Source organism: Corynebacterium sp. H130 (assembly GCF_037572395.1).
Classification (GTDB): domain Bacteria; phylum Actinomycetota; class Actinomycetes; order Mycobacteriales; family Mycobacteriaceae; genus Corynebacterium.
This window is the reverse complement of the sequence record NZ_JBBHLA010000004.1, coordinates 205,434-218,062: the sequence shown is the minus strand read 5'-3', so window position 1 is coordinate 218,062 and position 12,629 is coordinate 205,434. Positions and strand designations below refer to the sequence as shown.

The window sequence follows — 12,629 nt, the reverse complement described above, 5'->3', positions numbered from 1 at the left end:
AAGCAAGGAATTTTTAAAATGATGGTCCTTGTACAATTCATCGTCTTCCTCTTCTTTATCCTGCTCGGAGCACGGTTAAAGGGCATTGGCGTAGCGTTTGCCGGTGGCGCAGGCGTCATTGCGCTGTCTTTGCTGGGGGCTAAGCCGGGTGACCTGCCAATGCTCGTCATCGTCTTTATCATGGTGGTGATCTACGCGGCGTCGGCAATGCAAGTTGCTGGCGGCCTGGATTACCTGGTCGAGCTCACAGACAAAACACTCAGAGCCAACCCGAAGCTGCTCAACATTACCGCTCCTCTCATTACCTACCTGCTTACCTTGATGGCCTCCACCGGCCAGGTGTCCTTCGCAACGATGCCCGTCATCGTGGAGGTCGCTAAGGAAAACAATCTGCGCCCAACCCGCGCATTGTCTGTTGGTGTGGCAGGCTCCCTCTTGGGCATTACAGCTTCCCCAATTTCGGCAGCCGTGGTGTTCTTGTCCACCCAGCTGGAAAAAGGAAATTCCGGCTGGACCTTCATCGACCTGCTGCTCGTGTGCATCCCGGCCACGTTGCTCGGCACTGTCCTGACGGCAACGTTCTTCATGTTCTGGGATCATGCCCGTGGCACCGACAAGCTCGACGCCACCCCTGGCTACGTTCCTGATAACACTCGCAAGGGTTCCGTCGTTGACAACCTGAACGTCACCCGCCAGGGCAAGCTCAGCGTGTTGCTGTTCCTCATCGCACTGATCATTGTCCTCGCCTACTCAATCCTGATTTCCGAGAAGGTGGGCGTCATCGAGAACCCTGTTCTCACCGCGGCTCAGGCCCGAATTGGTGGCATGCTCACCGCAGCTGGCGCCATACTCGTGCTGTGCAAGGTTGATCCAAAGGACATTCCAACGTCCTCGATCTTCCGCACCGGCATGAACGCCTGCGCTTGCATCTTGGGTGTGGCCTGGCTGGGCACGACGTTCATGAACTCGAACCAGGACTGGATCAAGCAACACCTTGGCGACGTCATCGCCGGCAAGCCTTGGGTCTTTGCCATCATCGTGATCCTCGCCTCCGCACTGCTCTACTCGCAGGCAGCATCCACCCAGGCACTGTTCCCAACAGCACTTGCACTCGGCGTTTCCCCTGCAACTGCGGTGGCCTGCTTCCCTGCTACCTCGGCTCTGTTTATCATCCCGACCTATCCAACGTTGCTGGCAGCTTGCGAACTGGATGACACCGGTACGACCAAGCTTGGCAACAAATTCTTCGATCACCCATTCCTCATTCCAGGTTTGATGGCGGTGGGCCTCAGCGTGATCATCGGCTTTGGGCTCGCCCAAGTCGTGGTCTAGCTGAAGAAAAGTGCCGCGATGCTATCCCCAGCGGATATGATTGACAGGTTCAACTAACTGATGGTGACGGAAGTGATGATGAAGCCTGTTCGATTAAAGGATGTCGCGGCAGCAGCCGGGGTGTCGGTATCTACCGCCTCCCGGCTCCTGGATGATCGTCAACCTCCGTCCCACTCCGAGACAGCCGAGCGCGTGCGTGCTGTCGCGGAAAAACTTGGGTATCGGCGAGACGTGGTCGCCTCGTCGATGCGTCGAAAAGGCCCTTCCACCGTCGGCGTGCTGGTCCCCCGCATTTCGGACACCGTGAGCGCCGTCTTCTTCGAAGCCATCTACGCGGAAGCTCAAAGGCGCGGAATCTTCGCGTTGGTTTCCGTCTGTGGCGACGATGAAGAGGTGGTGAAGAAAGCGGCGGATACGCTGCTTACTCGCCGAGTTGATGGCCTGGTCATCACCGCAGCCCGCACCGATGACCCCATCGCCCAGTACCTCCGTTCCACCAACGTTGACCATGTGCTCGCCATCCGTACCGACGGGGAAAGCCCTTCCGTCGGGTGCGACGACGAGCTCGGCGGCTACCTTGCCACCCGCCACCTCATCGATCTTGGGCACACCCATATTGCCGTGTGCCCCGGACCGAAGTTCGCCTCCACCGCTTGTCGACGCCTCACTGGCTTCCGCCGGGCAATGGAGGAAGCAGGTCTTGAGATCCGGGAGGACTGGATTCTGCACAGCCTGTTCGATTTTGAGGCGGGCGTCGCAAATGCCACAGCTTTGCTGGGGGCGGACAGACCAACCGCTGTGTTCGCTGCCAACGATGCGATGGCGCTGGGTGTGATGGCGCAAGCTCGAACGATGGGTCTGAAAGTTCCGCTGGACTTGTCGGTGGTGGGATACAACGACACTCCACTGGCGGAGCAAATGCCTAAGCCTTTGACTACGGTCAGAGTGCCGTTCGAGCAAATCGCCAGCGCAGCGCTTGACCAGTTGTTTGGCCCAGCGTCCGACGAGTTGCGACGGGAATTCGTCCCAACGCTTATTCCTCGCAAAACAACGGCCCGTCCCCAGTAATCCCCCACACGCGCATCCACCCTTCTTTCTACTTCTAGGAGAATCACATGCGCATTGGAAGAATCCTCGTCGAGGGCCACGAAACCTACTGCACCTTCGAAGACGGCGATATCTGCCGGGAAATCCTCGGCAGCCCCTTCGAAAAGATCGTCACTACTTCAAACACCTGGCTACTTTCAGACGTAAAAGTGCTGGCCCCCGTCGAACCGACCAAGATTTGCGCTCTCGCCCGCAACTACCCGGCGCGCGCTAAAGGCGAAATCTTGCCGCCGATGATCTTCTTCAAGCCACCCACCTCGGTCATCGGCCCTGACGAGGCCATCGTCATGCCATCCATCGCCCACAAGGTGGAATTCGAGGGCGAACTTGCCATCGTCATCGGCCGTAAATGCAAGGCAGTCCCCGCCTCCGACTGGAAGGACGTCGTGTTTGGATACACCATCACCAATGACGTATCGGCCCGCGACCTACAGCAATCCGACGGCCAATGGGCACGCGCCAAAGGCGCCGACACCTTCTCCCCCATCGGTCCATGGATCGTGCGCGAAGATCCTTCATTCGTCCCAGAGGCAGCGGCGATCCGGGCTCACCACACTCATGCCGGCACCACTTCGGTGATCCAAGAAGGCAACGCAGCCGACATGATTTACGACCTGGGCAAAATCATCGAGTACGTTTCCGCCACCATCACCCTCATGCCTGGCGACGTCATCGCGACCGGCGCCCCGGCCGGCGCAGCATCGCTCGCCGATGGAGACCACATCACCATCGAAATTGACGGGATTGGCAGGCTAGGGAATCCGGTTGTAGAGGGCTGATTGACCTCAATACGCGGCGGGGCCTACATCACTTTGACCTCGCCGTATTTCCATTTCTCTCGCCACTGCGATTCCGCGGATTCTTGTCCCGGCTTGAGGGTAATAGTCAGAGTGCCGTTATCGAAGAGTCCAACACGTTCCACGGTGTCACCCAGCGCCCCGTTCAAAAGCCGATCAAGTTCCGCAATCTCTTTGGTATCCGCAACTTCTACAAAAGTGGCGCCTGGGGTTTCGGTGTCCGTGCAATAGGTGAAAAATCCATCTACGGAAAATCCTGCATCCGTTGCCGAGGCAATTTCGGGCAGGTTGGCCACATATTCTGCCCGAGAGGCAGCGCATGGGCCAGCATAAGCACGTTCATCATCAACAAGGGAGATTTCACCTGCGTAGACCGAAACCGATCGTTCATCAAGTTCGATCAGAACCATTCCGGCGGGGCCAGCGAGGTTGTCTGCCAACGTAGTTAACACCTCCATGTTTTCAACGTTGGACCCTTGAATCACGATTTTCGAGTCCGATCTTTCAGAGACGGTTTGAATGTGGACGTCCCCATACGGGTCTGCTTTTCCGACGGCGTCGACAAGCGCCCGATGGGCCTTCGCGCTGTCCGAGAAGTTTCCATTTCCTTCGACATGAACGCTGACGCCACCGAGAAATCTGGGATTCTCCGAATGCGTGAAACCGGGTGGCAGGGGTGCCAGATTGTCGTTGATATCGGCGATTACTCGCTTTTCCACCGGGTAAGTGCCCGGAATGTCCCAGGGCTTGAGGCCGAACGGAGCCAACAGGATTGGCGACATAACTGCTGCCACGAGCAGGCAGAACAACACCAGAAGCGTAATTGCGTACTTTTCGAACGAATTCATCTAGACCTTAAACACCTTCACTTCGCCGTGGGGCCACTTTTCTTTCCATTGCGCCTCGGCAGTTTCGGAGCCGGATTTGAATCGGACGTTGATGTTGCCGTTGTCGCCGACTTTGGCCCAGAACACGGTTCCGCCGAGCTGGCTGTTCAAGAGTCGATCGAGGTCTTTGGCTGCCTGCGGGGAAACATGCTCACCGAAGTAGGCGCCGGGAACGGAATCCGCGCAGTGCATGAAGTCGCCGACCACGGGGATTCCTTGTTCGTCCAGGGCTGCGATCTCGGAGATGTGGGAGATGAATTCGGCGCGGGACGCGGCACACGGCCCCGCGGTGCTGTGCACCGAGTCAATTGATTCTGTGGTTTGGTGCGCCGCCCGGACCAAAAGTTTTGGCTCGTCGAGCGTCATACGGACCTGCAAGGCTGGGTCCACGAGAGTTCCGGCCAGCGGCGTCATCGCCTCCAAATTCGCCCGATCTTGTCCCGCAATGGTGACCATGGATTCCCCAATCAGCACCGTTGTCTCAGCGGCGATTTTTGTCTTGCCGGTGTCGGTGCGGTCAATGGCGTCGAGAAGCACGCGGTGGGTGTCTGCACCCTGCGCGACGGTTCCCTGGCCACGTGCGGAAATACTGACCCCTCCGGCGACCATGATGTTCGTTTCGGCGTGGAATCCTGCCGGTAGCGCCCCGATATTTTGTTCCAGCTCAGGGGCCAGTTTCTTCTCCGCCGAGCGTAATCCTGGGATGGCGCCGGGGTGGGTACCGAAGAAGACCAGGCTCACAAAGACGAGCGGAACGACAGTAAACAGTACGGCCAAAACTCCCAGGAAAATCGGGAGATAGCGCTCTGGAAGCGGTTCAGCTTCACCAACCCGACGCAACATATTCACCCCCTATTGCAGATTTATTCAATGATGCTAACGCAGGGTGCCCTCAGTCACAGCACTGTCATCAAATTGAGACAATCCCTGCTACCCTGATAGGGAATACTAAAAAAATTAAAACGGGGTGTCATATGCGTCGATTCGCGATCCTTGCCTGCACTGCTCTGCTCGTCGGCTGTTCTTCCGGAACCACCGATAAACCTGCGCCACAGACCATCGTGGAGGTCGTCACGGAGGCCGCGCCCGAAAACGCAAATACCGAGCTTATCGACGTCTACAGCAAAGTCCTCGACAACCCTGGCGCCTACGAGTTCAACAAAACTGATCACTTCACCCCTAGCGGCACCTACTCCTACGCCATCGCCGAAGTCACTGGCGATGATCGCCCCGAACTCCTAGTCCGAGCAGACGTGAAGGACTACTGGGCGCCGGTGACCGTCTTCAGCAAGCCGGCAGGCGGAGAGCTGTTCAACACCAAGTCGGTTGTGATTGAAGGGGCAGCCTCGGCAGGTGGTGGCCGTGGTCAGATCCTGGAGTCGAAGTCAGGAACTGGACTGTATGAGGCGGCCTGGCAGTCGGTATCCCCAACCGCGTCGGTGCGCAAGTTTGAGATTCGCGACAAGGAGTTGGTCGCAACCGGGCAAGAGGAGCAACTTCCCTCCACAAATCTGGAAGACGCCGAGCATAAGCCTATCGAGTGGACTCTTGCATCCGATCGGAGCGCGTTGAACCAGCTTGGACAGGGCCAGGCGCAGCCGAAAGCGGAGGCGAAGGCTACGGTCGTCGAGAAGTGTGGCGTGGTGGCTGGTGTCGCGGTCGCAACCGGAACCAGCGTGACCTCGTGCGCGTTCGCGAAGTCGGTGGCTGGAGCTGCGCAGGGAAAGACTGGCACGTTTACAGTTGAGGCCGCGAGCCCGGTGACGGGGCAGAGCTACGCGATGAATTGCGTTGGAAATGAAGCCGAAACGGTGTGCTCGGGAGGCAACAACGCGCAGGTGGTGCTGCGTCCGGCCGGGCCTGAAGACACCAAAAAGTCCGCCCTACCGCAGTCCGTTGAGGGTGTGGTCGTGGTGAAGGATCCGATGGGTGTTTCGAGGGGCAACCCGCTTCCATATGAGGTTGCGCCGGGCAGCGAATACATCGTTTTGCAGCTCGAACCAGAACAAAGCGTGACTGGGCAGAAGGCGAATAGCTCCATCACGAAGCCGGTGGATAGCATCGGCCTCGGCCAGAACGAAATCATGCAATACGCCGGCCCGGACACCACTGGGCCGTGGCGTCAGTACGTGGGCAAACGCATTCGCCTGCACTTCGATAAGGTGTACTTCCAAACTGACGCCAGCCTGCCATGGGGCACGCCGCGCCTCGACAAGACTACGCAGTACGAAGTGGAAGTCCTGAACTAATTCATGTCCACCATTCGTCTGATTTCCTCCACGTTGTTGACCACTTTTGGGCTGCTGGCCATGGGCTTTGCCTTGATCTTGGCGATCCCCTACTCCGCCCGCGAAGTGCCGGTGGTGGGCGCAGAAATTATTGGGCAAGCCTCGGAGGAAGATTTCGTCCGCATCCAGGACGAATTAGACGCCCCGATCCGTGTTGACCTCTACCTATCAGGGCATCCAAAAGCTCATCCTGATGGCGTGCTGCAGCGGACGTTTAACTTCAACCCGCAATATGAAACGCGGGGCGCGCTGATTGTTGCTTCGCCGTCAGCGGCTCAGCTCTTGCCGGAGTCGGTAGACCGCGCGGAGGCGCAGCGCACGCTCGAAAATGGTGGCGCTGTTGTCTCTTTCGATGGCGAACACCTGGAACTGCACCCACAGGCCTCACTCGACCCGGATGCTGAAATCCTGATCACGCCGGAAACAGCCCGCACGCTGGGACTCAATCCCGCACCATATGGAGCTCTTTTCGCAGGTGGCAAGCGCGTCAGCCTAGCTCATACCTTGACACATTTCCGCGAAATCAATCCCATCCTGGTGCGCAACCAACACCTGTCCGGCTTTGAGCCTTATTTCCTGGCGGCCGGAGCATTCGTCCTGCTCTGCGGGATTCTTCTTGGGCTGTTGCTGTCCACCTCCGGGGCAGTTCCCTCGGTCATTATCGCCACCGTTCTACTTGTGGCTGGTCGACAGCTCTCTTACCCAGGTTGGGTGCCTACCTGGGAGTTAGTCGGCTGGTGGGTTGCGATCTGCCTGGTGTGCGTCAGTCTGCAACTATTTCGATGTCGTTTCCTTCCGGGTCCACGACCACGGCCTCGTAGTAGCCGTCCCCAGTAACTCGCGGACCATTGGAAATGGTGAACCCGTCCGCCTTCAGGCGCTCGGCTAGCTGATCTACGTCGGCCTTCGCCCCTACCGTGAAAGCAGCATGAATCCAGCCAGTTCGCCGCGGATCTGGCTCCACCTCATGCCTCGGGCGCTGCATGATTTCGACGCGTGCCTCGCCACCAAAGGACAGGAAATAGGTGCGCAGTCCAGTGTTCGGATTGTGGTAGCCCTCGTTGGCCGTCGCACCGAAATAGGTGACATAGAAGTCTTTCATCGCCTCGAGATTGCGCACGTAAACGGCAACATGGTCCAGTTTGATCATGACCGCCAGCCTACGCTGCTAACGCTTTGTAACAGTTTCGTGATATTAACTTTAGGTAAACAAACTAATTCTAAAAGGATGGCTGTAGTGCGCAGAAGAATTGTGGCGATCGCCTTAACGACGGCTTTAGCTTTCACCCCATCGGCCCACGCCCAATCTTCTGATTTCCAACCGGGCGGGGTTGTCGGCAGCTCCGCCGTGACCGCACTGTCGACCTACCCAGAGGACTGGGAGCACTCCTTCTACGAGAACTTGTTCTCCTCCCCGATTGCCTCCCAAGCGTGGATGAACGGTCTGCTCAGCTCCATTTCCCTCCTCGGCTCCTCCGAAAAAACTGTCTTCGGCGGCATCGAACTTCGTCCTACCCCACCGACGGTCGATGGGATCACGGAGCCTGCGATCATCTCGAAAACGCCTGAAGGCCAGGCCGAACGATGGGTTATTGCGAGTCCCGCCCTCAAGCGGAACGTCGAAGTTCTGGTGAAGCCGCAGAAGGATGCGTCGACAAGCGCGCCCGTGCTGTACCTCCTGGACGGCGTCAACGCGGACGCCATCGGCGACTTCCTCTACCAGGGCGATCTGTCCGGCATTCAGGACAATGTGACAATCGTGATGCCAACCAGCGGTCGCGGATCGCTGTGGATGGACTGGGAGAAGGAAGACCCAGTACTGGGGCGCCACATGTGGGAGACTTTCCTGACCAAGGAGCTGCCGGGGCTCGTGGAATCCGACGTGAACTTCAATGGCAAGCGCGCCATTGGTGGCATTTCGATGGGTGCGAGCGCCTCCGTGATGATCGCGAACCTGAATCCTGGTTTCTACCAGGCAGTTCTTGGTATTTCCGGCTGCTACTCCACCATGAGCACTATCGGCCACGAGACCACGTACCTCATGATTAGGTCACGAGGCGGCGACCTGGACAACATGTGGGGACGATTTGGATCCGAAGGTTGGCGTCGCCACCACGTCCCGGGCGACCCAAGCGGACTCGACGGCACCCGCATGTATCTTTCCGCAGGCAGTGGCGTTGTGGACCCGGCCAAGCGCGATGCGTGGCTCAACCAGCCGGCGCCGATGGCATCCAATGCTCTCGAAGTTGGCGTGCGCACGTGCACCCAAGAGCTGGACAACGCCATGACCATCCATGGTGTCCACGACGATGCGAAATTCGTCTACACCGACTACGGCTCCCACGAATGGCCAAACTTCAACCAGCACTTCGAGCCAGGCTGGGAATACATTCGCGAGGCACTTTACTAGACAGCTTAGTCTAGGCGTGTTATCCTTTCCGTAGGATCACGAAGCCTGGCCCCAAGCCCTTTACCTGGCCAGCTGGCAACCGCTAAATCGCAATCTGCAAGAACGGTGCCCGTAAAGGAAGATCCGCCTCCGCACGGGTCCGCGTGGAGGAACTGCGATTTTTTAGGAACCCCATCATGCAGCTCAACTGCACCAGCTACGCCCCTGGCCACCGCCCATACCACGGCCACGTGTTTGCCAGCACGAAAAATGTATCGGAAAGACTGCTTCCCTTCCGCGTGACGCTCATCGACGGCCAAATGTTCCAAGCAACCATCGACCAAGGCGGACCACTCTGGTTCTGGATGCACCGACCCGAGCAGGTGGCAGAACTTTTCCAAGCCCAAAGCCACATCGAGTGGGGGTACGACTATCGATATGACCTCATCCGGCCCCTGCAACAAACGAAGGCAAACAAAATCTACTACCCGCGCATGGTGCCAGTGGGGGACGTTTACCTAGAACAGAGGTTGCGGGAAATGGGGCCTTGCGAATAGGCCCGATTGCCTTATCACGGGAAGGATTTCATGATGATTTTCGCTAAACTCCAAATCATGACCTCGCCTTCCCAAAAGATCAGTAAGCACCAGGCTGAATTACTGGGCGACTATGTGTATGTCTATTACGACAAAGCGACCAATGAACCGTTCTATATCGGCAGAGGCAAGGCCGGTCGCGGGTTCTCCCATGAGCGAGGCTCGCACAATGATTTGGTGAACGACAGAATCAGTGCAGGCAGCTATGGAATAGACATTCTGGCCTTTGGGCTCGATGAAGAAACTGCCAAAAAGGTGGAAGCCGCAGCGATTGATCTCATTGGGATCGATGCACTTCTGAACAAAACCCGTGGCGCGGGCGCTCTTCAATACGGGCGAATTGATGCACGCACATTGCTCAAGAGGCTCGAGGACGAAGTCTTGAGCGAGGTCAGGCACAATATGGCTGCTGTTCCCATTCGCCATACCTACGAACGCTATGGCGACGACGAGGCAGCTTTGTACGAATCCACGCGTGGCGCGTGGAGCATCCACCCGGAAAAGGCGGGGCAAATTGAGTATTTGGCAGGTGTCGTCGAAAAGCGCATCGTTTATGTAATGTCAGTGGCGGCATGGCTGCCCGCCAATTCGACGCAGTACTTCATCAACACAACTGCCAAGCCCGAGGATCGGATCGAGTTCATCGGCAAGACTGCCCCTCAAGAGATTCAGGATCTCTATCTGGGCAAGCGCTTGTCCACCACTATTCAACGATCAATGTACTTGGGACCGTTTGTCGGACGCACTCGCTTGGAAAATGGAATCTGGTCAGATTAACCAAAATCCCATATCGTTTGAGATGTTGAATTTTCTGGCCAGCTGCTAGTGCCCCTCTGCTCAGACTAAATTTCTTGGAATAGAGCCATGGTGTGTAGCTCCAGGAACTCGAGGACTTGTTCTTTCGTGATCGGTCCAGCAATTTCCGAGAGGTATTCAACAATGAGGTCCCCATCCCCCATTGGATCGATGTTGTAGCTGGCGGTTTCGCTCTTCTTGCCAAATAGCTTCTACTTCTCGCTGGTGATTCGCAGAATCATAACGGCGTTTTCGAGAGGATCGCTTACCAGGTCAGGAATAGCGAACGACAGCTCCGTGCTGCCAAAGCTCGGGGAATTCACAGCCTCCCAGGGCCCGATGTTTTCAATTGACCAACCGTTGTCGATGAAGCGCTGCCGCCACTACTCAGACACTATTTCCCCTTTCCTACACTCATGCTCGGTGACGTGCTCAGAAGCGGCAACCGGTGGAGAGGCGTTGTGATGGAAAGATCCCCCGCGAAACTGCCAGATCCGAGCAAAATCTGACAACCTCGCGGGGGAAATCTCACCCACAGCAAGTTATGGGAACTCGATGTCCTCCGCACGGGCGTAGGAGTACTGTGTGCCACGCTTGGTGACGGAGTCGGCGGCGTAGTAGGCAGCGCGCTTAAGTGCATCCTCAAGGCCATAACCTGCGTCGACAGCGTGGGCGAAGCAGCCGATGAAGGCATCGCCGGCACCGGTCGTGTCGACTGCGGCGACTGGGAATGGTGGGGTGAAGATCTCGCCGTCATCGTTGAGGCAGAGCACACCGCGGGCGCCGAGGGTGACGATCACGTTGCGAATGCCCTGACGGCGCAGGTATTCCGCTGCCGCGCGAACTTCATCGAGGGTGCTTACTGGCATGCCGGTGATCAGGGAAAGCTCGGACTCGTTTGGCATGAAGTACGTGCAGTCGGTGATCTCTTCCAGCTTGAGATCTGGCTGGGCCGGCGCTGGGTTCAGTGCGACCGGTACGCCGAGTTCCTTCGCCAGACGGATGGTGTAGTAGACCGTTGGCAGTGGGATTTCGAGCTGCATGACGATCAGGCTGCACTTAGCCAGGTCGGCGCGCGCTGCTGCCACGTCTTCTGGGGTGAGCTTCGCGTTGGCGCCCTTGACAATCAGGATGGAGTTCTGGGAGCTCTCATCCACAAAGATCGGGGCAACCCCGCTGGTAGCGTCGGTATCGAGGACGTATTTGGTATCGATGCCGTTGGCTGCGAAGTTGGCCTTAGTGTTGGCGGCGAAGGCATCGTTACCCACGCGAGTAACCATGAGCACTTCTGCCCCGTTGCGGGCGGCAGCGACGGCTTGATTGGCGCCTTTGCCACCGCAACCCATGCGGAAGTCTGGGGCCTCGATGGTTTCACCTGGTCCAGGCATCCGGTCGATGTATGTGATCAGGTCCACCATGTTGGATCCGACGACGGCGATCATTTCGTGCTCCTCAAGCCCGTTCGAACGTGGAATTGTCGGGTTTCGCCAGCTGGCAGTTCGATGAGCGTGCCTGCCTTTCGAGCAGCGTTGGCGCCTTCTGGTCGGGACGTGCCCGGCAGGACGAAGGCAGCAACTTGCTGGTCAGCGTTGTACAGCACCCACCGGGTTGCTACTGGGAACTCCTTAGAATCGAACTTAGTGAAAAAGTCGCCCATCGTCACCTCAATGTCCGAACCGTACTGTGGCAGGTCGTCGGCGAACCAAACGATTTCTGGGTCGTACTTCTCCGGCTCGGTGAGGGCTGGGTAAGGCTTACCGACGATTTCCTCGTTGAACGCAGTCCATTCGGGCGTTGGATTTACGTGAGCCGGAACGGATTCGCGCAGCTTGAATGCGTCGGCTGGCAGGCTGCCTCCGAATTCGGCACCGTCCACGTAGGCGTAGTTCATGTGGCACATGTACTGCAGTGGCATGGGCTGGTACTTGCTCAGGTTGGTCACCTCGAGGTCAATGTCGAACTCAGTGGCCCCGGCTCCCAGGCGGACGACTGGGACGGCGCGGTAGTGGTGGCCAAAGCCCTGCACGTAGGTGTAGGAGCCGGAGATGGCGATGCTGTCTTCGGTGATTTCGAGCCATGCTTCGTCGAAAAGCGCGCATGGGAACTCACCGTGGAGCGGGTGAGTGTCGTCGGGGGCTGGGCAGCCAGCGGCGAGCAGGCCGGAGTGGAATGCGAAGCAGCCGTAGGTGTCGACGATGACGTCGGCTGGCTTTGGCTCGGTGAACATGTTTTTCATGGTCAGCGAGGTGCCGTCGAAGTTTGCGTCCCAGATGATCTGTCCGAGGAACGGCAGGACTTCGACGTATCCGCGGCTGTTTTCGATGCGGACGGTTTCGACACCGGAGTTGTAGGTCCACGCGGTGACGGTGAATTCTTCGGAAGTGATGAGCGTGGTGTTGCTGCGGTAGGCGCCGCGCTGCAATGGGATCTTGTACATG

At 57.8% G+C, this 12,629-nt stretch carries 13 protein-coding genes and 1 riboswitch; of the genes, 8 read left to right on the top strand and 5 right to left on the bottom strand.

Annotated features, from left to right (window positions below):
* Positions 1-18 precede the first annotated feature (18 nt).
* The 3 genes from WG939_RS09165 (at position 19) to WG939_RS09155 (ending at position 3,218) form a co-directional block, all read left to right on the top strand.
* Entirely contained in the window at positions 19-1,332 is a 1,314-nt protein-coding gene (locus tag WG939_RS09165; RefSeq protein ID WP_339984970.1) for an anaerobic C4-dicarboxylate transporter, read from the top strand.
* A 75-nt stretch (positions 1,333-1,407) separates the two neighbouring features.
* Positions 1,408-2,400, top strand: coding sequence for a LacI family DNA-binding transcriptional regulator (locus WG939_RS09160; protein ID WP_339984968.1), 993 nt, complete (start codon positions 1,408-1,410; stop codon positions 2,398-2,400).
* A 47-nt stretch (positions 2,401-2,447) separates the two neighbouring features.
* A complete protein-coding gene (locus tag WG939_RS09155) occupies positions 2,448-3,218 on the top strand; it encodes a fumarylacetoacetate hydrolase family protein (protein WP_339984966.1) in 771 nt (256 codons plus the stop codon).
* A 23-nt stretch (positions 3,219-3,241) separates the two neighbouring features.
* Here the strand turns inward: WG939_RS09155 and WG939_RS09150 are convergent, their stop codons facing one another.
* Complete coding sequence (locus WG939_RS09150) at positions 3,242-4,084, bottom strand: hypothetical protein (RefSeq protein ID WP_339984964.1); 843 nt, start codon at positions 4,082-4,084, stop codon at positions 3,242-3,244.
* Entirely contained in the window at positions 4,085-4,966 is an 882-nt protein-coding gene (locus WG939_RS09145) for a hypothetical protein (RefSeq protein WP_339984962.1), read from the bottom strand.
* Between the two features lie 131 nt (positions 4,967-5,097).
* Between WG939_RS09145 and WG939_RS09140 the strand changes: the two genes are divergently transcribed.
* On the top strand, positions 5,098-6,372 hold the full coding sequence (locus tag WG939_RS09140) for a hypothetical protein (protein ID WP_339984960.1): 1,275 nt from the start codon (positions 5,098-5,100) through the stop codon (positions 6,370-6,372).
* Positions 6,373-6,375: 3 nt separating this feature from the next.
* Positions 6,376-7,248, top strand: coding sequence for a hypothetical protein (locus tag WG939_RS09135; protein WP_339984958.1), 873 nt, complete (start codon positions 6,376-6,378; stop codon positions 7,246-7,248).
* On the opposite strand, the gene WG939_RS09130 is transcribed toward WG939_RS09135, so the two are convergent.
* On the bottom strand, positions 7,175-7,561 hold the full coding sequence (locus WG939_RS09130; RefSeq protein WP_339984956.1) for a VOC family protein: 387 nt from the start codon (positions 7,559-7,561) through the stop codon (positions 7,175-7,177). The two genes, WG939_RS09135 and WG939_RS09130, sit on opposite strands and share 74 nt — an antisense overlap.
* Positions 7,562-7,648: 87 nt before the next feature.
* Between WG939_RS09130 and WG939_RS09125 the strand changes: the two genes are divergently transcribed.
* The 3 genes from WG939_RS09125 (at position 7,649) to WG939_RS09115 (ending at position 10,173) form a co-directional block, all read left to right on the top strand.
* Complete coding sequence (locus WG939_RS09125; protein WP_339984954.1) at positions 7,649-8,821, top strand: alpha/beta hydrolase; 1,173 nt, start codon at positions 7,649-7,651, stop codon at positions 8,819-8,821.
* Positions 8,822-8,855: 34 nt separating this feature from the next.
* Positions 8,856-8,982, top strand: a riboswitch (SAM riboswitch).
* A 15-nt stretch (positions 8,983-8,997) separates the two neighbouring features.
* Positions 8,998-9,357: a hypothetical protein gene (locus WG939_RS09120; protein WP_339984952.1), complete on the top strand. Its 360-nt coding sequence runs from the start codon at positions 8,998-9,000 to the stop codon at positions 9,355-9,357.
* 57 nt (positions 9,358-9,414) lie between these two features.
* Positions 9,415-10,173, top strand: coding sequence for a hypothetical protein (locus tag WG939_RS09115; protein ID WP_339984950.1), 759 nt, complete (start codon positions 9,415-9,417; stop codon positions 10,171-10,173).
* Positions 10,174-10,733: 560 nt separating this feature from the next.
* Here WG939_RS09115 and rbsK read toward each other — a convergent pair.
* Complete coding sequence (gene rbsK, locus WG939_RS09110; protein WP_339984948.1) at positions 10,734-11,633, bottom strand: ribokinase; 900 nt, start codon at positions 11,631-11,633, stop codon at positions 10,734-10,736.
* A complete protein-coding gene (locus WG939_RS09105) occupies positions 11,630-12,628 on the bottom strand; it encodes an aldose 1-epimerase family protein (RefSeq protein WP_339984946.1) in 999 nt (332 codons plus the stop codon). The genes rbsK and WG939_RS09105 overlap by 4 nt, the downstream gene beginning before the upstream one ends.
* Position 12,629: the final 1 nt, after the last annotated feature.